The 21,658-nt window shown below is 37.5% G+C and carries 18 protein-coding genes and 1 tRNA gene; 14 read left to right on the top strand and 5 right to left on the bottom strand.

Going from position 1 to position 21,658, the window contains the following annotated elements; genetic code table 11:
* Positions 1 to 131: 131 nt before the first annotated feature.
* Positions 132 to 353, top strand: a complete 222-nt coding sequence (locus BUC06_RS17580; protein WP_028123493.1) for a hypothetical protein — start codon at positions 132 to 134, stop codon at positions 351 to 353.
* Positions 354 to 441: 88 nt separating this feature from the next.
* The gene (locus BUC06_RS17575; protein WP_073335314.1) at positions 442 to 2,016 is read left to right on the top strand and encodes a recombinase family protein; all 1,575 of its coding nucleotides are present in this window, start codon (positions 442 to 444) and stop codon (positions 2,014 to 2,016) included.
* Here BUC06_RS17575 and BUC06_RS17570 read toward each other — a convergent pair.
* Positions 1,982 to 2,055 (bottom strand) — tRNA-Arg (locus BUC06_RS17570). The two genes, BUC06_RS17575 and BUC06_RS17570, sit on opposite strands and share 35 nt — an antisense overlap.
* Positions 2,056 to 2,114: 59 nt before the next feature.
* Between BUC06_RS17570 and BUC06_RS17565 the strand changes: the two genes are divergently transcribed.
* From BUC06_RS17565 to BUC06_RS17555, 3 genes are read left to right on the top strand one after another with little or no spacing between them, the layout of a single operon-like run.
* On the top strand, positions 2,115 to 3,161 hold the full coding sequence (locus tag BUC06_RS17565) for an ABC transporter substrate-binding protein (RefSeq protein ID WP_073335313.1): 1,047 nt from the start codon (positions 2,115 to 2,117) through the stop codon (positions 3,159 to 3,161).
* 44 nt (positions 3,162 to 3,205) lie between these two features.
* The gene (mtgA, locus tag BUC06_RS17560) at positions 3,206 to 3,850 is read left to right on the top strand and encodes a monofunctional biosynthetic peptidoglycan transglycosylase (protein WP_073335312.1); all 645 of its coding nucleotides are present in this window, start codon (positions 3,206 to 3,208) and stop codon (positions 3,848 to 3,850) included.
* Between the two features lie 13 nt (positions 3,851 to 3,863).
* Positions 3,864 to 5,894: a recombinase gene (locus BUC06_RS17555; protein ID WP_073335311.1), complete on the top strand. Its 2,031-nt coding sequence runs from the start codon at positions 3,864 to 3,866 to the stop codon at positions 5,892 to 5,894.
* A gap of 320 nt (positions 5,895 to 6,214) precedes the next feature.
* Here the strand turns inward: BUC06_RS17555 and BUC06_RS17550 are convergent, their stop codons facing one another.
* From BUC06_RS17550 to BUC06_RS17535, 4 genes are read right to left on the bottom strand one after another with little or no spacing between them, the layout of a single operon-like run.
* On the bottom strand, positions 6,215 to 6,511 hold the full coding sequence (locus tag BUC06_RS17550) for a DciA family protein (RefSeq protein ID WP_073335310.1): 297 nt from the start codon (positions 6,509 to 6,511) through the stop codon (positions 6,215 to 6,217).
* Positions 6,508 to 7,146, bottom strand: coding sequence for a hypothetical protein (locus tag BUC06_RS17545; protein WP_073335309.1), 639 nt, complete (start codon positions 7,144 to 7,146; stop codon positions 6,508 to 6,510). Before BUC06_RS17545 ends, BUC06_RS17550 begins: the two co-directional genes overlap by 4 nt.
* Positions 7,143 to 8,246 (bottom strand): DNA replication/repair protein RecF, encoded by a 1,104-nt coding sequence (gene recF / locus BUC06_RS17540; protein ID WP_073335308.1) that lies wholly within the window; start codon positions 8,244 to 8,246, stop codon positions 7,143 to 7,145. The genes BUC06_RS17545 and recF overlap by 4 nt, the downstream gene beginning before the upstream one ends.
* Before the next feature lie 3 nt (positions 8,247 to 8,249).
* Positions 8,250 to 9,005 (bottom strand): UbiA prenyltransferase family protein, encoded by a 756-nt coding sequence (locus tag BUC06_RS17535; protein WP_073335307.1) that lies wholly within the window; start codon positions 9,003 to 9,005, stop codon positions 8,250 to 8,252.
* 18 nt (positions 9,006 to 9,023) lie between these two features.
* Here BUC06_RS17535 and BUC06_RS17530 point away from each other — a divergent pair, with 18 nt between their 5' ends.
* The 9 genes from BUC06_RS17530 (at position 9,024) to BUC06_RS17490 (ending at position 21,657) form a co-directional block, all read left to right on the top strand.
* Positions 9,024 to 14,927 carry an alpha-2-macroglobulin family protein gene (locus BUC06_RS17530; protein ID WP_073335306.1) on the top strand — a complete coding sequence of 1,968 codons (5,904 nt, stop codon included), beginning with the start codon at positions 9,024 to 9,026 and terminating at the stop codon, positions 14,925 to 14,927.
* 44 nt (positions 14,928 to 14,971) lie between these two features.
* Entirely contained in the window at positions 14,972 to 15,460 is a 489-nt protein-coding gene (eco, locus tag BUC06_RS17525) for a serine protease inhibitor ecotin (protein ID WP_073335305.1), read from the top strand.
* 589 nt (positions 15,461 to 16,049) lie between these two features.
* Positions 16,050 to 17,459 carry a TolC family protein gene (locus tag BUC06_RS17520; protein ID WP_073335304.1) on the top strand — a complete coding sequence of 470 codons (1,410 nt, stop codon included), beginning with the start codon at positions 16,050 to 16,052 and terminating at the stop codon, positions 17,457 to 17,459.
* An 18-nt stretch (positions 17,460 to 17,477) separates the two neighbouring features.
* On the top strand, positions 17,478 to 18,434 hold the full coding sequence (locus BUC06_RS17515) for an HlyD family secretion protein (RefSeq protein WP_073335303.1): 957 nt from the start codon (positions 17,478 to 17,480) through the stop codon (positions 18,432 to 18,434).
* A 2-nt stretch (positions 18,435 to 18,436) separates the two neighbouring features.
* Positions 18,437 to 19,630 carry an ABC transporter permease gene (locus BUC06_RS17510; protein WP_073335302.1) on the top strand — a complete coding sequence of 398 codons (1,194 nt, stop codon included), beginning with the start codon at positions 18,437 to 18,439 and terminating at the stop codon, positions 19,628 to 19,630.
* Positions 19,631 to 19,888: 258 nt separating this feature from the next.
* Positions 19,889 to 20,344, top strand: coding sequence for a DUF1569 domain-containing protein (locus BUC06_RS17505; RefSeq protein ID WP_073335301.1), 456 nt, complete (start codon positions 19,889 to 19,891; stop codon positions 20,342 to 20,344).
* A gap of 10 nt (positions 20,345 to 20,354) precedes the next feature.
* Positions 20,355 to 20,825, top strand: a complete 471-nt coding sequence (locus BUC06_RS17500; protein WP_073335300.1) for a hypothetical protein — start codon at positions 20,355 to 20,357, stop codon at positions 20,823 to 20,825.
* A gap of 2 nt (positions 20,826 to 20,827) precedes the next feature.
* Positions 20,828 to 21,232 (top strand): hypothetical protein, encoded by a 405-nt coding sequence (locus BUC06_RS17495; RefSeq protein WP_073335299.1) that lies wholly within the window; start codon positions 20,828 to 20,830, stop codon positions 21,230 to 21,232.
* Between the two features lie 53 nt (positions 21,233 to 21,285).
* Entirely contained in the window at positions 21,286 to 21,657 is a 372-nt protein-coding gene (locus BUC06_RS17490) for a VOC family protein (RefSeq protein ID WP_073335363.1), read from the top strand.
* Position 21,658: the final 1 nt, after the last annotated feature.

Here is a 21,658-nt window from a genome sequence, read left to right as displayed (position 1 = left end):
TTATTCAAAAATATTATAGATTTTTATTGAATAATAGCACCGACAATTCTATTTCTTAAACTAATAAATCATCAGTGATAGTAGTAAGTTGAAATTGAGTTTTAAAAGATTTCATGTAGTAAAGATTAACAATGGCTAAAAGGGAAATAATAAAATATCCGATTACTGAAAGCTCAAATAAATTTGAGTTGGAGTCGGTTATGAAATTTCAGGAATTGCCATTAAATGTAGCTATAAAAATGCTAAAGGATTCAGGCACTATCGTTTCAGATGACGAGGCTGCTGAAATTTTATTATTTTTTCATACACTGGTTAAAATTACTATCAAGGAGTTTTTATCACCTGAAGATTAATTCGTACTTTAGTGATTACAAAGTATTTAAATCTTACATTATTCTATTCTTGTAAAGATTCTCTTATTCCACTTTTAAATAAAAAATTATGAAAGTTGCTGATTTATATATTCGCGTGTCAACTGACGAACAAGCAGATAAAGGGTATTCACAACGTGATCAGGAAGAGCGTTTACGCAAACATTGTTCTTCTCTGAACATAACGATTGATAAAATTATTTATGAAGATCATTCTGCCAAAACTTTTGAGAGGCCTGAATGGAAAAAATACCTTTTTAGTATTAGAAAAGGAAGAGGTTCTAGACAAAACAAATTCTTATTTTTCACAAAATGGGATCGATTTAGCCGTAATACCAGTGAGGCTTATCAGATGATATCCAACCTTAATAAATTGTGTATTACGCCTCAGGCTATTGAACAACCATTAGATTTACGTGTACCCGAAAATAAACTTTTGTTAGCAATATATTTATCAACGCCTGAGGTGGAAAATGACAGGAGGGCATTGAATGTGACGTATGGGATGAGAAGAGCGATTAAAGAGGGTAGAATGATGGGTATCGCTCCATATGGCTATATTAACAGATGTACACAGGACGGCCGTAAGTATGTAGCGGTTAAAGAACCTGAAGCAACAAACATGATATGGGCCTTTAAGCAGGTGGCGAAAGGACATCTACCTACAGCAGTTATTTTAAAAGAAATGAACAGGAGAGAAGGCAGAAAGCTGACAAAAAATTCATTTATGGATGGTTTGAGAAATATAGCGTACTGCGGAAAATTATTTCTAAAGGCATATAACGATGAGGAGGAAAAAATTGTTGAAGGAAAACATGAAGCACTGATCTCTGAAGAACTTTTCATGAAAGTTCAAAGGGTTCTTCATCGTAAGAGTAATAAGGATGCTTTCTTACCAGCAGGAAGGATAATAAATGAAGAACGTTATCCTTTGAGGGGATTACTATTATGCCCACAATGCAATAAAACTCTTACTGCCAGTAGTGCTAAGGGAAGAAGCAAGCATTACTATTATTACCATTGTACAACCTCATGTGGTTTCAGGCATAATTCTGAAATAGTTAATGATCTTTTTGTCGAAGAATTATCAAAATTTAGATTCAGCATCGGTGCTGAGAAAATATTGAAAACAATTTTAGAACAGAACTTTTCAATAGTTTCAAATGGTCTAAATGATGAGAGAAAGGTTTTGCAAAATAAACTTAATGCTATTGAAGGAAGAATTGACAAAGCAAGAGATATGTATCTTGAAGATAAATTGGATGAAGAAGATTTTAAGAGAATTAAAATGAAGTATAAAGTGGAAATTGAAGATATCAACTTTAAATTAAATTCATTAAAAAATTCTGGTCATACTGATGATATTGAGAAGAAGATGACTCAAGCATTAAATGCCATTGTCAACATCTCTGAAAGATATAATAACGCAAGTACAATTGACAAGCGCGCAATTGTTGGTTTGATATATCCTGAAAAGTTAACTTTCGACGGTGAGTATTTTCAAACCACAAAAATCAACAGTCTTGCTGGTAATATCGCCTTGATTAACAGAGAGTTAGGAAATAAAAAAAACCGACAAAGAAGTGAAAAAACTTCAAATGTCGGTCTTGTGACCTCGACAGGATTCAAACCTGTAACCTTCTGAGCCGTAATCAGATGCGCTATTCAGTTGCGCCACGAGGCCGTCGTTTCCTTGATGTTTTAAGGTTTGCAAATATAGCACTTTTTTCTTTTCTTTGAAAGATGAAACAGAGAATTTTACTTTTATTTACAGTTATAGCGCTAATCTCCTGTAAAAGAGAACAAAAAATTTCGTCCTCAGACTGGACTCAAATCTCAAACCGTACCCAATTTAAGGAACATGACGGTCTTTTGGAACTGAAGTCGGGAAATTTTACCTATAATTTTAAGAGAAATCAGACTCCGTTTAAGAAAATTATCCTTTTAAATGCGAGCATGGCCGGGTATATTTCCGAATTGGGAGCCGAAGATCTGATCATAGGTGTTTCAAGTCCGGAATACATTTATTCGGAGAAAATTCAGAATCTTTTGAAGCAGGGGAAAATCCAGAATGTAGGAAGCGAGCAGAAGTATGATGTAGAAAAGATCATTTCCATGAAGCCGGATGCTATTTTCACCAACTATATTGCAAGCTTTGATAACGCGTATCAATTGCTGAAAAATAATGGAATTCAGGTTGTTTTTCTGGATGAGTACATGGAGCAGCTTCCGTTGCAGAAAACGGCTTACATTAAACTTTTCGGAGAATTTTTCGGAAAAGAGAAAGAAGCTGAAGCAAAATATAAAGAAATTGAAAAGAATTACAGCGACCTGAAGCAGATGGCCTTAAAAGCAAAAGATAAACCTGTAGTGCTTGCCAATGAAATGTATGGCGATATCTGGTATCTGCCGGGTGGAAAAACATCGGTAGCAAATTATATCAGTGATGCCAATGCTGCTTACATCATGAAAGACAATAAAGAAGAAAAGTCTCTGACCATGAGCTTTGAAGAAGTCTATGCCAAGTCACCCGGCGTACAGTATTGGGTGAATGCAGGAAGTCATATCTCTAAAAAAGAAATGCTGGGTACCAATCCTTTCTACGGAAAACTGGAAGTATTCAATAAAGGAAAGATCTACACCATTGCCGGGAAAGAAAAAAATAAAGCCAACGACTTTTTCGAAAGCGGGGCAGTGAGAGCAGACCTGATCCTGAAAGATTACATCAAGATCTTCCATCCTGAACTTCTTCCGGAATATCAGCTTACCTACATGAAAGAGCTTCAATAACTCGAAGAATTGTTTATTTTTGCAGTTCCTTTTTACAAAAAATTATGTGGAAAAAAATTAAACAGCTTATTTTCATCGTTCTTGTTCTGAATGTGGTCTTCATTATCTGGGGCAGGTTTTTTAATCCTCCCATTACCATCACGCAGATAGGAGGCATTTTTGAATTCGGAAAACTGCACAGAGACTATATTTCCTATGACGACATGGGAAATAATGTCAAAAAGGCGGTAATCGCTTCTGAAGACCAGAAATTCTTTGACCATAACGGGTTTGATTATACCGCTATTGAAAAGGCGATGAAGAATAATGAGAAAGGAAAAAAAATCCGTGGAGGAAGTACCATTTCGCAGCAGACTGCAAAAAATGTATTTCTCTGGCAGGGCAGAAGCTGGTTCAGAAAAGGACTGGAAGCCATGTATACTTTCATTATTGAGAAGGTGTGGAATAAGGATATTATTTTGGAAAGATACCTGAATTCCATTGAAATGGGGCAGGGCGTGTTTGGAGTAGAAGCCGCGGCTCAGTATTATTTTGGAAAATCATCCAAAGATCTAAGTGCTTCAGATGCAGCCTGGATCGCTGCTGTATTGCCCAATCCAAAGAAATATGACCCTAAAAACCCATCCCCTTATTTAAGAAAGAAACACAATTGGATCATGAGACAGATGAGGAATGTGAGTTTGAAATAGTATCTTTGTACTAATGAAATTTTTTAATTCCAGCACAAATTTTGAATCAGTTCTTAAAAAATATTTCTCTTTTAAGAACGAGACCCATTCGTTAGAACCTTTTGCCGAGTTTTTAGAGAGCGTTAAAAGGTCAGATTTTACGGATGTTCTGAATTTTCTGAGAAACAACCCGAATTTTGCTGAAAATTTTAAACATTACATCCACAATGTTTTTAAAGAAAGACCTTTCAATCTTTCCCTGACCGAAGCTAATATTCTTTCAGAAAACGCCTTCTTTCCGGAACTTAAGAAAAGAATCCTGAATAAAGTACTGCCGCCCGTAGAAAACGAAAAAACGGTGTGGTACATGATTGATAACGTCAGCCTGAGACCCAAAAAAGATCTGGCGTTCCTCAATAATCTTCCTGAAAATGAAATGGATGAGTTTTTAGGCCTTCTGGGAGCTTCAGATTTCATCATCAAACCCAATGTCAAAAAAGAGCTGATCTTCTCGATGAGCATTCTTTCCTGGCGTGTAACAGGAATGGCGATGGAAGTGGAGGTCGTAAGAATGGCTCCGCAATACAGAAATCTCGACAATCCGTTTCTTGCTCTTCAGAACGAGTTGGAAGCACTTACAGAGGACCTTAAAAAAGATCCGGAACTGCAGCTGAACTCCAAAGACAGCCGCTACAAACAGATCAAGATCTATACAGAACACTGTCACGAATTTGTCAATATTGCTTTTAAAAATTCTGCTAAATATGGAATTTCGGGCAAAATCAACCAGTCTCTTCTTAAGATCCGCCAGCAAACCGAAAGGATTTACGAGATTGTACAGCTTCTTGTGATTGATAATGAACAGGATGTCACCATCAAATCAAAGCAGTTGATTTTTAATATTCTGAATTATAAATCCCATAAAAATAATATTGCAGACCTGATCAACGACAGTACACGTCTGATCTCTCACCTTATTACCAATCACACCGCTGAAACAGGAACCCACTACATCACTTCTACCCGTAAAGAGTATATGACGATGTTTTACAAAGCCAGTGGTGGTGGAATTATTGTTGGCGCACTCTGCGTCTTAAAAATGCTTTACGGTTATATTCCCGGAAGTGATTTTTCCCATGCGTTTTTATATTCCATGAACTATGCGATGGGGTTTGTGATGATCTATCTGATGGGCTTTACCCTGGCCACCAAGCAGCCCGCAATGACTGCCGCGACCATGACCAAAGTACTGTCAGAAGAAGGGAACAACAAACGGAATAACACTGAATTTGCCCATCTTGTATCCAAGCTTTTCAGAAGCCAGTTCATCGCCTTCGTAGGAAATGTACTGCTGTCCTTTCCAATTGCTCTGGCGATCATCTATGGTCTCGATGTCTTTTTCTCACAGAATTTGGCCGTTGAAAGATCAGATAAATTATTAAAAGATCTCGATCCGTTTAAATCGAAAGCTATATTACATGCCAGTATCGCGGGTTTCTATCTTTTTATTTCAGGAATTATTTCAGGAAATATAGGGAACAACTCTGTTTTTTATCAGATTCCGGAAAGGATTGCAAAAAACCTTTCGATCAGAAATTTTCTGGGTAAAAAATTCGCTAAAAGTTTGTCTAAATATTATGCTAAAAACTGGCCGGGAATCGTGTCCAATTTCTGGTTTGGGGTATTTTTGGGAGCAACAGCACCAGTCGGTCTTTTCTTCGGACTGGACCTTGATATCAGACACATTACGTTTGCTGCAGGAAACTTTGCTTTAGGCCTTTACGGGAAGGATTTTTCAGTAGACTCTTATACGTTCTGGATATCTTTCGTTACCGTTTTCCTCATAGGATTCTTCAACTTTCTGGTAAGTTTCAGTTTATCCATGTTTCTGGCATTCAGATCAAGAAAAATGAACTTTGGGCAGGTAAGTGAGATCTACAAAGAAATTTTCAGGTATTTTGTAAAGCATCCATTCAAATTTTTCATTCCCCTGAGTTCAGGATTAGATAAAAAAGCGGATGACCTGATGAGCAGCACTCTTACCAATAAGTCTGAAGAACATTAAATTATTTTACAGCCATCTAATATGCATATAAGTGAAAATGCTCCCTGAAAGGAGCATTTTTTGTTTTGTATACATCTGTCAAATATAAATTACCAGCAAATATCCGGTGATGGACATCTGTTCGGGAGGGTAACATAAGATAAACATTCCCCAGTGTCACAATTAGCCTCACAGCATATTTTTACTCCGGAGCCCATAATCTGGCTTAAATTTTCTCTGCTTAGTTTTTTAATTGATTTTTTCATGTTTAGGTGATTTAATATTGTTTTCAAATATAATATTAAATCCAATATCATGGATTAATTTAATGAAAAATAAACCTATAAAATACGGATATCATTGAATTGATCCTCTCCAAACTTGTCCTGAAACTTTTTAAGATAAAAACTTTTACGCATTTGGAAATCGTGTTTGAGAAGAGGAGAATCTATTTTGATGATGATGCATTTATCTTCAATACCAACGCTTCTGATTTCATTAAAAAGACTATCATCAAGATATTCTCCAAGGAAATCTTTAATTTCAAAAGCAATCAGCTTATGCTCAAAGCCATGAATCCTCGCAAAAGATTTTACGAGTTCTGAGGATTGAAATTCACGTTTTTTATTCCTTTTCATTTTACCTCTAAGTATTGGGTTTTGATTCCTGCTGTATTAAAGAACTTTTCCAGCAGTCCGTAAATATTCTCACAATAAAAATCTTCTTCAAATAGATTCTTTGGTTCTTGCTTATTTCCATCGCACTCAAAACATAGTTCGAGATATGCGAAAACCTGATCATTTTCATCATAAAACAATACCGCATTTCTGGGAAAATAACATCCTGATTCGGATAACAGTCCTGTGGTATATCTGCTACAGGTATTATGCATGATATCAGTCAGCTGCCGGATTTCCAAAAGATTCAAATTCTTTTGCTGCTGAATGCCATTCAGATTTTCAGTCCCAAGAATAGTTTCTAAACGAACAGGTTTCTTTCTGTTTTCGTATTTCTTTATGGCCAAAGAATCATCAGGAGGTGGAGGGGTATCAAAAGGTTCTCTCTTAAAATCCAGATTGTAGGATATCAGTTTTATTTTGGAGGTTTTTTTAAAAGGAAAGCTTTTAATACTATTGGAAAACGGTTTGGGTTTAAAATTTTTTTTAATGAAACTGCTACCTGCTTCATTAGGAGCGGGCGGTGCTTTTCTTTTCTGTGCAAATGATAAAGAAAATAACAGCAAAATGATCAGGAAAGTGATATTTTTAATCATAATTCAAAAATTATACTCTCTTCATTAATCTTCTTCACGACACTTTCCGTACGTTCCCTGTGAGTATCCGTTATAAAGATCTGTCCGAAACTTTCCTGATTAACCAGCTCGATTAGCTGTGAAACCCGCGTATCATCAAGCTTATCAAAGATATCATCCAGCAGAAGGATGGGAGTCTTCTTCGTTAATTCTTTGACAAGGCTCATCTGTGCGAGCTTTAACGAAATCAGAAAAGATTTCTGCTGTCCCTGCGAACCTATTTTCTTGATCAAAACCTGATCCATTTCAAATAGAAGATCATCTTTGTGAATTCCTTTTGAAGTGTAGGTAAGCATCCGGTCTTTATCAAGGCTTTCTGTTAAAAGCATCTGAAAAGCCCTTTCAGGATCTGCAGCGCTAAAACTTTCACTGAGGTCAGACTGGTACTGTACCGAAACGGTTTCCTTTCCTCCTGAAATAATCCTGTAAAAATTCTGAACGATGGGGCCGAGCTTCTCAACAAAGTTTCTTCTTTTGATAAAAATACGGGTTCCGTACTTACTGATCGGAGCATCATAGATTTCCAGTGAATCCTTGTCCCAGGTCCTGTTTTTGGCAAAATATTTCAGCAGTGCGTTTCTTTGCTGTACTGTTTTTTGATATTGTATCAGATCAAAAAGATATTCCGAATCTGTCTGGGAAATCATGGAATCCAGAAATTTTCGCCTGCTTTCTCCCGAATCTGAAATCAGATTGGAATCATAAGGTGAAATCATGACGCTCGGCAGATATCCGATGTGATCTGCAAGCCTGTCATAGCTTTTATCATTCTTTTTAATGATCTTTTTAGCTTCTTTCGGCTGAGAGATTTTAATCACATCTTCACTGTCTTCATTCTGAATCTCAGCATCAATCGTGAAGAAATCTTCCTCCCTTTTGATGTTGTTGGCATCTGTATTTCCTAAAAAACTTTTTCCTACCGATAAATAATGAAGTGCATCCAGGATATTGGTCTTTCCGGCACCATTGTTTCCCACAAAACAGTTAATCTGCGGAGAAAATTCGAACTTCTTCTCCGAATGGTTTTTGAAATTATAAAGGGAAAGCTTTTTGATAATCATTCGTCAAAAATACTCCAATATTAGCAGAAATAAAAAAGGAAGTGCAGAGCATGTTTCTATCCAGAAAGAAAAATAAGTGTCATCTCTTTTATTTTCAGAGAAATAGATAAGAATAAACGTAATAATTCCGGAAAAGAAAAATGCAGCGCCATAGATCATTTTAAGATAAAAAATGGCGATCATGATACTGATGAAGACCAGAATGTAGGCAATATATTTCGTATTCTGAACACCGATGAGCTTTGGAAAAGTTTGAACCGTATCACTTTTCATATCACGGATATCAAAAGGAAGCACCAGCGCTGTAATGTAAAAGAAACTTATCAGAAATAAGGGAATACTGAATTCAGGAAGCGTGAGCCAGCAGTTGACCAGCGCCCACACCAGCCCCACATAAAATACTTTCAGCAGTGGAATTTTCCTGATATAAACATCAAGGAAAAAACTATTATACAAAAGTCCCAGAACGACAATAATAGACCATTTCAGAAGTCTTACCTCATTGTGATTATGGATGATGAGCAAAGCACAGATAACGCCGGCTGCTGCATTCAGAAGCAGTATTTTGAAAAAGTGCTTGGTATACTGATATTTAGTGTAAATATATCCGCTGAAATAAGTGATGAAAATTAATAGAATTGTAGGGAAACGGAATGTGTTTTGCTCTTTCATAAAAAATACTGCAAAAAAAGTTCCCATCAGGGAGACATATAGCTGGCTGTCAATGACAGTTTTTTTCAGTATTTTTAAGACATTCATTTATCAAAAATAACATATATGAAAAGATTTTCCAAGATTTTTATGCTTTTGCTTCTAATGCTGAGCTTTTCCATTGTTTCGGCGCAAAAATATTATGACGACCAGTGGAAAAAAGTGACTGACAACAGTGCAAAAGGTAGCTATAAATCTAATCTTCCCATCATTTTAGACCTACAAAACCATGCCATGAAAGAAAATAATGCTATTCAGCTCATCCGTTCCCTGAAAGCGGAATTCAGTATTGTGAATCTGACAGTAGACGACGAAAAGAATGATGCTGCTTCCAAATTTTTCACAAAACTTCAGGGTGCTGATGCGCAATTGAAAGGTGAAGAAAAACTCTTATATACCATTCTTCTGAACGGATTTTTCATGGATTATTATAATCAGCATTCGTGGGAAATAGAATCAAGAACGAATGTCAATACACAGGACTTGTCACAGATTGAAACCTGGAGCAAACTTGATTTTAAAAACTACCTGAAAAAAAGTTATCAGGAACTTGACCAGCAGAAGCAGGACATGAAGAAGGTGATTCTGACGAAGTACAAAGCTATTTTTACCGATAGCAGGGATATAGCCTATTTCCCGACTTTACTGGATTGGTATTCTATGAAAAAGATCAGTTTTCTTTCCGAAAACAACCTTTTTACAAAAAATGAACTGGCGGAAAACAGAACACAGATCAATGCCACTTTTGATGAACTGATTGCTCAGAACAGCGGAAATCCTAAGCTGTATTTCATGAAGGAAAAGCTGACGGAAAACTGTAATTACAATCAGTGCAAAGACAAACTGGAGAAGCTTCAGAGCCTTTTGAAATCTGATGTAGAAGGAGATTACAAGGTGATCGTCATGGAAGATATCATGAACGAACTTGTCGCAAAAAAGAAAGATAAAGAAGCTTTGGCTATTGTTGATCAGGCGAAAAAACAATATCCGAAGTCGCCATTTATTGAAAACATAAAAAATAAAGAGAATCAGATCACGAATCCTTTGCTCACGATTAAATACGAGCAGCAGACCCAGAATAATCTGCCTGTTCATTTTGTAGCGGACCATAAGAACGTGAAAGAATTTTCATTAAACATTTATGAAGTAAAAGAAGACCTGACAACATTGATGCAATATGTACAGAATTCTTACAACAATACTTTTAGGAATGTGAAAAAAAATCTAGTCAGAAAAGAAACTTTCCAGCTTGGTGACGCGAAAGATTATCAGATGCATAAAACCTCACTGGAGATCAAGCCTCTCCCTTCCGGAATCTATGTTGTGGAATATTCCGTAGCAGGATCTGATGCAAAGGACAGCAATGCAAGACAAAATTTCTACTTCCTTGTTTCTGGAAACAGAGTGATCTACCAAACAAAAACAGACAGAAACCAGCTTTCCAATGCGTTGAAATTAGTCAACAGTGAAAATGGAAAGCCTGCTGCTAATGAAAGTCTTACATTCTATGAATTTGTTGCCAATAAAACCTTAAATAAAATCGACGGAAAAACTGATGCGAACGGTGTTTTTAAATTCCCTTCCACAGCCAGCAGTGAATATTACAGAACATTTTTGATCAGCCAGCCTAAAACCAATGATTTCCAGATCATGCAGGTCTATGGAAACAACGGAAATGTGGAAAACGCCGAAAATTACAATCCCAATAAACAAACCCGTACCCTCGCTCAGATCTTTACGGACCGGGCGATCTACAGACCGGGACAGACCGTTTATTTCAAAGTCATTAATACAAAAATTGATAAAGAAGCAGAATCTGTAACCTCAGGTTTAAAACAAAAAATCACCCTTCTGGATGCCAACAGCCAGGAAGTTTCTTCCCAGAACTTCACCACCAATGAGTTCGGATCTTATCACGGAAGTTTTATTCTTCCTAAAGGCCAGTTGAACGGTGTTTTCTACTTAAGAACCGATGAAGGATCTCAGGGCTATAAAGACATTAGGGTTGAAGAATATAAGAGACCCAAGTTCGAAGTGACGTTCGATCCTGTAAAAGAAGAATACAAATACGGACAGACCATTGAACTGAAAGGAAAAGCAATGATGTTTTCAGGAGTCGCTCTGAGCAATACGACCGTTAATTATGAGATCAAAAAACACAACATCAGATGGAGATATTTCTGGTGGTACCCTCGTGGAAACGACAATGAAAACTCGATTCTTGGCGAAGCTAAAACCAACGAGAAAGGAGAATTCGTTATCCGTCTTGATCTGAAAAAAGATGAAAAGCTGGAAGGAATCCAGATTGATAACTATGAGATTAATGCTTCGGTAACGGATATTAACGGAGAAACGCAGTCTGCCAATACCCAGCTGAAAGTAGCTTCAGTGTCACACTATATTAAAGCAGATGGAATCAAAAATACATTCAGTGATGAAAATGTAAAATTAAAGGTAGAAACCTTGAATTACAACGAACAGGATCTTAAAAAATCTTACAACGTTAAACTCTCAAAACTTCAGACTCCAAACAGAATCTTCAGGGATAACTTCGCCCAGGAAGTGCAGGATCTTCCGAAATATACCAAGGAAGAGTTCATCAGCAAATTCCCGCACGATCTGTTTGATAAAAACGAAGAAACCAAAAACTGGAAAGCAGAAAAGGTAATTTCTGAAAAGCAACAGCAGCCCGTTACAGAATTGGATTTAGGAAAACTGGAAGCAGGTGATTATCAGTTGGAGCTCTACAATATCGAAGGGAAAGACACGATAAAATCATCTCAGAATTTCAGCATCTGGGATAAAGGTTCTTTAAAACCTTCTCAGAAAACTTTCTTAACCGTTATTGAGCCAAAAAATGAATTTTCAAGAGGGGAGAAGGCTAAAGTATATGTGTATTCAGCAATTCCTGATGCTCTTGTGAATGTATTTGTTCAGGACGGTTCCGGAAAAACAGTGTCAGAAGTACATCAGCTGAAAAAAGGTGTTTTGGAATACACGACAGATATTCCTAAAGACAAAGGCGTATCCGCATTAAATCTTCAGTTCCAGATTGCAGCATTCAATGATGTACAGACGCAGGCGGTGACTTTAAAAATAAAAGATACTGAACAACCTGTAAAAATTGAAACAGTAACATTCAGAGATAAACTGGAACCGAACTCCAAAGAAAAATGGACGGTAAAAGTTTCAGGAAGCGATAAAGAAAAAGTCAATGCAGAAGTCTTGGCCAATATGTACGACATGTCACTGGATCAGTTTGCAGTGAATACATTCAGCTGGCAGAATTTATATGAACCCTATTCTATTGTTACCTCTTACGACATCAGACAGTATCTGCTACAACAATACTATCAGAAAAGATTGAAGTATTACAATGGAAAATATGTAGATATACCGAATTTTAATTGGTTTGATGGTGATTATAGTAGTTATGGATTAGGTGGACGAGTGGCCGGATTACAGATTGAAAATATGGTAGCATCACCTCCTTCTCCTATTGCAAAAGCATCTTCGGCAGAAGAAGTTGTAATGATTGGAGCTGTACAAAAAAGATCAATGAAAGTGAGTGCAAACGCAGGTGCTCAGGAAGCTCAGGCTGATGCAGCAGTATCTTTAAATGAAATGACAGTTGAGAAAAAAGATCTGGAAAAAGTTCCCGTACGTCAGAACTTAAACGAAACCGCATTCTTTTATCCTGATCTGAAAACAGACGCAGAAGGAAATGTAAGTTTTGAGTTTACGTCTCCGGAAGCATTAACGAAGTGGAAATTGATGTTCCTGGCTCACACAAAAGATGCCAGAGCAGCTGTATTGGAAAAACAGGTGGTAACGCAGAAAGAATTTTCTGTAACACCCAACTATCCAAGATTCTTAAGAGAAGGGGATGAACTGAATCTTCAGTCCAAACTGTCCAATCTTACCGATAAAAAACTAAGCGGTTCAGCAGAACTTCAGATTCTTGATGCCTTTACGAATGAAAATATTTCTTCTCAATTCGGAATCAATGCCGGAACACAGAATTTTAATTTAAATGAAAAAGGAAACAGTGCGTTAACATGGAAATTAAAAGTTCCGAATAATGTATCTTCCATTATATTAAAAGTAGTGGCCAAAGCAGGAGCATATTCAGATGGTGAACAGCAGGCGATTGCCATACTTCCGAACAGAATGCTGGTGACGGATGCAGTACCGGTTTTTGTGAAAGAAGGTGAAACGAAAACCTTTGTTTTGGATAATCTTAAAAACTCAAACTCTACAACAATGACCAATGTGTCGAATACACTGGAGTTAACCACGAATCCAATCTGGGAAATCATGTTTGCATTGCCAAGTCTGAAAAACGATCAGAACAGCTCAGCCGATGTGATCTTCAACAAGTGGTTTGCCGATGTACTGGCCTCTGAGATCTTTAAGGCCAATCCAAAAATGAAAACCGTTTTTGAAGAATATCAGAATAAAGGACTGCTCAATTCAAATCTTGAAAAGAATCAGGAACTGAAACAACTTTTACTGGAAGAAACTCCCTGGGTACTCGAAAGTAAAAATGAAGGTGAGCAGATGCAGAAGCTGGCTCTCCTGTTTGATGCCAATACAATGAGAAATTCAATCAATCAGGATTGGAGTGATCTTAAAAAACTGCAGAATCCGGACGGTGGATTCTCATGGTATCCCGGCTATCCAAGTTCTTACGGAACGTCTCTCTATATTCTTAAAAACCTGGGTAAGATCAATACCTGGTTAAAAGATAATGCGAAAGATTATCAGAGCGCGGATCAGCAGGAATTGATTACTAAACTGGTTCAGTATGCAGATAATGAAATCGATAAATACTGGGATGCGAAGAAAGATAATATCTGGAACAACTGGGCGATAGACTATCTTGATACCCGAAACTATTGGGAAAAACAATACCCTTTAAAAGGAAAAGGAGCCTCATTGAAAACACTGGTGAAACAGAAAGCGAAAACAGCGAAGATCACAGATTTCACTTTCTTCGGACTCCATCGTGCCGCTTTATTAATGAATGACTATGGCTTAAAAGACGTTTCAGATAAATTAATGAACTACCTGAAAGAAACATCCACTGATACAAAAACTCAGGGCGTTTACTGGAAACAAAACCTGAACGACTGGGGATGGTTTGGATCTAAAGTAGTGAATCATGCAGGAGCTTTAGAGGCATTTAATAAATTAAAATCCAACGATCAGAAATTCGTCGAAGACATGAAGATCTGGCTGATCACCCAGAAGGAAGTGAATTCATGGGGAAGCTCAAGAGGGACTTCAGAAGTCATCTTTACCATCTTGAACTCAGGTAAATCCTGGACATCTGCTGAAAGTGATAAAGCAACCATCGTTTGGGGTGGAAAAGAATTGGCTCCGCAAACACAGGCGACAGGCTATGTAAAATCAACAGTGAAAACTGATGTTGTAGACAAAAACTTAGGAACCGTTACCGTTACCAAACCTGGTCCCGGAATTGTACAGGGAGGATTGTTCTGGCAGTATTATGAAGATCTGGATAAAATCAAATCTTCTGAAAACTACATTTCCGTTACCAAAGAACTTTACAAAAAAGTAAAAACGGTAAACGGAGAAGAACTTCAGAAAATTTCAGCGGATAAGCCTTTAAAAATAGGCGATAAAGTAACGGTAAGAATGATCCTGAATACAGACAGGGCAATGGAATTTATTCACATTAAAGATATGCGTGCGGCTGGATTTGAACCTACAGATGTATTGTCCGGTTACCAGTGGAAAAACAGTTTAGGCTACTATCAGTCTACCAAAGATGCATCCACGAATTTCTACATCCAGTACATGCCAAAAGGAAAATACGTCTTTGAATATGATGTGATCTCCAATGCGGCAGGGAAGTTCTCTAATGGAATTACAACGATGCAGAATTACTATGCACCACAGATGAATGCCCATACAAAAGGAAGCAATGTTCAGATTTTGGAATGATTTTTGGCTATAGGGAAGTAGTAAAATTTTTAAAATAAAATAAAATGAGATTTTCAAAAACTTTAATGACGGGACTGATTATGTTGGCAGGTGTAAATGCTTTCGCACAAAAGAAAGCAGAAAAGTTTGAGAAGCTGGAGATTGAAATGTTCCCAAAAGCTAAAGAAGGATTTAAGCAGGTATATATTCAGTTGCCTGTTGCCAAAAATGAAAGCGACTTAAAAGTAGAATTTTTTGTAGGGGCTGAAAAATTGCTGGATTGCAACAAACATTTTTTAATGGGGAATGTAAAAACACAGGATCTTCAGGGTTGGGGATACAACTATTATGAAGTAGAATCTACTGGTGAAACAGGAGGAACTTTAATGGCTTGTCCGGATCAGAAGAAAACAAAGAAATTTGTGACCCTTCAGCCGGAGATCGTAAGATACAACAGCAAGCTGCCTTTGGTATTCTATGTACCGAAAGACCTTGAAGTTCGTTACCGTATTTTGCGTCCTGATACTAAAATGAAATCAGCGGTTCAGAGATAATCTGATCACCTTAAATAATCAACTCCTCACATTTTGTGGGGAGTTTTTTGTTTTTCAGAGGGTCTATTCTGTGGCATCATCAAATATTTGTCCCGCAGATTACACGGGTTTCTCAGATAAATCTTGAAGTACTACAGATAGCATAATTATAAAATTTCAATATTTTGAATCATAAATTTTACACACTTTTTGATCTGTGTCATAGGAGACATCTACGGAAACTAAAAATTGAACCATTAAGGCGACATTAAGTTTTTAAGAATATTAAGAATAGCTCTGCTTTAAGAACAACGCTTAAAAAAATCTTTAGATTTTCTCTTAACTATTCTTATCTCCTTCACTCATCTTACTGTTTCGAAAAAAGATTACATGAAATTAGAAAGACAACTATTCCTATGAATAAAAGATAATTCAATATTTTTTCAATTAAAATGAATTTTAAATCATAGTTAAACGAATCTTCTATGCCAATCATCATGAGAGCGTTAAAACTAAACAATTTTTAAACTTAATTTAAATTCACCCTATTGGCGAGTTATCTCCATTGATTTAACAAATTTTTGCATTATATTTGTTATAAACATAAACCATGAAAAACAATTTATTGATTTTTACGTTTAGTTTTTTGACTTTCCCTGCTTTTTGTTGGGCACAGTCTGCGCCGGACTTTAAGGAACTTTTAGACAGTGCCATGGTTCGGGATTCCGATCTCAAAATGCAGATTACCCAAAACAAACTCACAGATCTTGACGAACACAAACTGAAAGACATCTTTCTTCCTACCCTGGAAGTAAGCGGACAGGTCGGATATCTAAATGCCACAGCGAGACTGACGTCGCCGGAAATAAATCTGGCTCCTTTTATCAATATTCCCGAAGGAAGTTTTAACAATAACCTGAATGTTTCCGGGTTTTCAGGAATTGCGAAAGCAGATGCCAAAATGCTTCTCTACTCAGGCGGAAAAGTAAAGTATCTGAAGAAAGCAATCGAAGAAAAGAAGATCTCCGAAGATATTCTCCTTGAAAAAACAAAAGATGATGTCATAGCCAATATTTCAAAAGCATACGACCAGCTGGCCCTGATCCATCAGTCTAAAAAAGTTCTTGATGAAAGTAAAAAAAGACTTGACATCAACCGTAAAACAGCGGATAAAGCTTTAGGCTATGGCCTGATCACTCCATACGATCACAAAAAAATAGAATTGGCACAAGCCACACTGAATGCCAAAATAGTAGAGTATGAGGGGAAAAAAGAACTCCTTCTTACCCAGCTGTATATTCTGACCGGGATTAGTAAAGAACGTCTTAAAATGATCGATCCGGTACTTTCTCCCGTAGAACTTTTATCTCCGGAAAGAGGAATCGAGGAAAGAGCTGAAGTGCGTGCACTGGAACATGGCATAACCGCGGCAGACTACAAAATAAAAGCTGAAAGAACATGGATGATCCCTAAAGTACAACTGATGGCATCCGCTTATTATATCGGTCTTTACGGAAGCCGTATTAAAACTTCAGAAAATGTAATTCCTGCAGTTCCTGCTTTGGGATATGAAGGGGCTAAACTGGACTGGCGACCTACCAATATCAATGTACTTCCTTTGTTAACGGCTGGTGTAGGTTTTAAATGGGAAATTTTTGACGGAAAAGAAGGAAAACATGCAGAAGAGACCGCAAAAGTGGGAAAAGAAGTTCTTCAGAACAAAAAAGAAGATGCCTTAAAAAAATTAACCCTTAATCTGGCTAATAATCAGACCAACTATGATATTGCAACCGCTCAGATCACTTTAAAAGCCAAAGAAAAAGAACTCGCTGAAAATGCACTGGTTCAGGCCGAAAAAGAATTCAGGTACGGAATGAGCAAATCATCTCAGCTCATTGATGCGGAAAATGATCTTGAACTGGTAGAACTCGAATATCAGAATGCTCTTTTTAACCAGAGAAGAGCCGGAATAGAACTCATGAGATCGACTCAGGAACTTGATATTACCAAATTATATTAACCCCTTACCATTAAAATAATGCATAAAAATATATTCATAGCCTTTGCCGTTCTTTTTCTAGTAGGGAGCTGCAGTGAAAAAAAAGAAAACCTTAACGATTCTGAAGGCAAAACCAAAAAGGATGTCATTTCCTTTGCTCCCAAGGTTACCGGAAGAATTTTAAAAATATATGTAACTGAAGGTCAGTCTGTAAAAAAAGGAGATACTCTGGCTCTGCTTGATGTTCCGGAAGTGTCTGCAAAAATTGCCCAGGCTCAGGGTGCTGTCAGTGCGGCAACAGCTCAGGAGCAAATGGCAAAAAACGGAGCTACCGCAGATCAGCTGAGACAGCTTCAGGCTAAATACAAAGGTTTAAAAGAACAGTATGAATTTGCTCAGAAGTCTTTTAAAAGAGCCAGTAATATGTACCGCGACAGTCTCATGTCTCCACAGGCATACGATGAAATTTATGCAAAAATGCAGGGAGCAAAAGCCCAGTATGACGCCGTTGTAGCAGAGCTGGATGATGTGCAGAGAGGAACCCGTGTAGAAAAAGTAGAAATGGCGGCAGGACAGGCTTCGCAAGCCAAAGGAGCCCTTCAGGAAGCCAATGTAGCCTATTCTGAAAGATACATTATTGCAACCAATGATATGGAAATTGAAACCATCAGCCTCAATACCGGAGAATTGGCTACGGCTGGTTTTGCATTATTCAACGGATATATTCCCGAGAGTACATACTTCAGATTCACAGTGCCTGAAAGCGCAATCTCAAAATATAAAAAAGGGCAGACCGTCACCATGCAGGTGGTTTATAACAAAGAAATGCTTACCGGAACCATTGTCTATATCAAACAGCTGACAAGATACGCAGACATCACTACCGCTTATCCCGATTATCAGCTGCAGGATGCGGTTTACGAAATCAAAGTGAAGCCTTCTGACATGAATAAAGCTAAAAGTATATTGGTGAATGCTAACGTTATCCTGAAATAATTATGAAAGAATTTTTCCGACTTTTAAAACGGGAGTTCAAGCTTTTTATAGGCAATTCTACCCTAAGGACCGTATTTTTTCTGGCTCCGGTATTCTATGCCACATTATTGGGTTTCGTGTACAAAAGCGGAAAAGTAGAAAATACACCGGTACTGGTGATCGATCGGGATAATACTCCTTTGTCAAGTCAGCTGACCGATATGCTTGATGACAATAAAAGTATCAGCATTATTAAGTATGCCCATGAACCCTTAAGCATAAAAGATGAGGTGATCAGACATGAAGCAGCGGCGGTCGTTATCATTCCATCAAGGTTTGAGGCAGAAATGCTCCAGAAAAAATATCCCGAACTGAATGTTTATATCAACACCGGAAACGTTCTTACCGCCAATTTTGCCTCCAAGGCACTTCAGCTTACGATAGGTACTTTTTCTGCCGGAGCATCCATCAAAGCACTGCAGAAAGCAGGAATGCCCGCAACCAAAGCGGCGACCCAATATGAACCATTCAAAGCCAATTATATCACCCTTTTCAATACTACAGGAAACTATCTGATCTTCATGTGGCCGGCCATGCTGGCTGTAGTCCTTCAGCAGGTTATTCTTCTTGCGATGGCAGTAAGTTTTGCCGCAGAGTTTGAAAGAGGATCTTTCGTGAAAGAATACGCGAAGATGAAAAGATGGGCTTTCCCGACCATGCTGATCAAAGTGTTTCCGATCTGGGTATTTTCCATCCTTATTGTCGGAGTCTATTACTTTATGCACATGATTTTCCGGGTTCCGATGCCGGAAGGAATATTTAATTTCATCCTTCTTACAGCGGTATTTGTAGGCTCCGCATCATTTTTGGGCGTATTCATCAGTATATTGATTCCTGATGCTTTAAAAGCGACTCAGATCCTAATGGTCATTGCGTCTCCAGCATTCATTATCAGTGGATTTACATGGCCTTTGAGTGCAATGCCTGCTTTTGTACAATTTATAGCTAACATTATCCCTTTAACTCCTTTTCTTCAGGCCTTTAAAATTCTGTTGATACAAAAAGGCTCTGTCGAACTTACCTTTCCTTATTTAAAACATCTAAGCATCCTGCTGGTAGTGTATGCTGTTATTGGCTGGATTGCTTTAAAAATAAAACTATGGTTTATTTTTAAAAAGGCCGTTCCGGTGGAGAGTAAGGAATTGCATGAGGAATAGAATTGCGGGTGATGCGAACGTTAGGGTAATTAATAGTCTCGGGGGGGGTGTTGTGAGTATTTAAAATATAACCAATTTCACCAATAATTGACCCAGCATTATGAAAACCTGCATCGCTCAAATAGCAACTCAGAACGGGCAGCCAATAATCGGTACTCCTTAAACTCGTTCCCTCAAATGCGTCACCGTTTTTTTTATCCCTTTGTAAAAATCAAAAGAAAAAACTGATATATTTGCTTTCAGATAATTAGACATAATATGGAAAATGTATTTGATGCAAAAGATGCTCAGAACTATATTGATAGGATAAATAATTTGGTGGAGGATACCCACGGACTATGGGGGAAGATGACGGTTGACCAGATGCTTGCGCACTGCTGTGTATCTTATGAAATGGTGTACGAACCGGAAAAACATAAAAAACCGGGATCTATTGCCAAATTTATTTTAAAAACATTTGTAAAATCTAAAGTGGTGGGAGAAAAGGCGTATCCCAGAGATTCCCCTACAGCGCCTCAGTTTTTAATTACCGGAAGAAAAAACTTTGATGACGAGAAGAAAAGACTCATCGGCTTTATCCAGAAAACACAACAGCTGGGTCCGGAAGCATTTGATGATAAAGAATCATTTTCTTTTGGAAAATTGAAATCTACAGAGTGGAATAATATGTTTGCAAAACATTTGAACCACCACTTATCCCAATTTGGAGTTTAAATAACACAATATGAAAAAATTTTTATGGATCCTCATTCTTGCCTGCAATTTTGCATGGGGGCAAATGCCGGATATTTCTAATGTCTGGCTCAACAACAGTAAACCTTATATCGGAACCATTGGCGACCGCGGACAGGAACTGAAATTGAAAGTCAATATTTCTGAACAGAACAAAAAGAATGATCAGGAATATTTTATTTCAGGGTATTCTCTTGTGGATAATAATTATTCCAAATATGAAGGAAAAGTTACCATCACAAAATATAGAGATGCCAAAAGTAAAGGCTTGGTATTCGGGGAATATGAACTTGCAGAAGAACCCAAAGGAAAACATTCAGGTATTTTCAAAGGTAAATTTGTGTATAGCTTTAGATGGAATAAAAAAACTGAAAAAGTAGATGGACAGTATATAGAATTCATTGGAGATTGGAAAAGTTATGACGGGAAACTGGACTTCAAAACCCGTCTAAAAAACCAATAATAGTGATAAGAAGAATACTGGCTGTTCCTGCCGGACTGATTGCGGGAATCATTTGCATTACCATCGTTGAAAAAATAGGTCATCAATTGTATCCTCCGCCTGCCGGAGCCGGAAGTGATGATATGGTAGCGATGAAAAACTATGTGGCACAAGCTCCTTTTATGGCGCTGTTCTTTGTGATTATTGCGTATGCTATAGCAGCTTTCATTTCAGGATTTACAGCTTCAAAAGTAGCAAATAACGGAAAACATACCTCTGCGGTAGTCTGTGGAGTTATTTTTCTATGCATAACGATCTATATGATGGTTTCTTTGCCCACACCGATCTGGTTTTGGATTTTGGGGATTGCTGTATGGGGATTGGTATTCGCAGGAAGTAAACTGGCTTTAAAAACAAAAAAAATATGAAATGGTCATGGGGTACACTCAATACAGATGGTCATTTAAAATGTAAAATAGATATGAAATTAGGAGCATTTTCAATCAGCTTAAGTGTAAAAGATCTTCAGAAATCCAAAGATTTTTACGAAAAATTAGGCTTCTCTGTAATGGCCGGAGCAATGGAACAGAATTATCTGATCATGAAAAACGGAAGTACTTTGGTTGGCTTGTTTCAGGCGATGTTCGACGGCAATATGCTGACCTTCAATCCCGGATGGGACGAAAATGCCCGGAATCTGGAATCTTTTGACGATGTTCGCGATATTCAGAAACATTTAAAAGAAAATGGAGTGGAACTTGAGAAAGCTGCCGATGAAACCACCTCAGGACCGGAACATATATTCCTGAAAGATCCGGACGGAAACATGATCTTAATAGACCAACATAGATAAC

It is taken from the genome of Chryseobacterium carnipullorum (assembly GCF_900142785.1).
In the GTDB taxonomy this organism is placed as follows: Bacteria; Bacteroidota; Bacteroidia; order Flavobacteriales; family Weeksellaceae; genus Chryseobacterium; species Chryseobacterium carnipullorum.
This window is presented reverse-complemented; position numbering and strand designations above follow the sequence as displayed.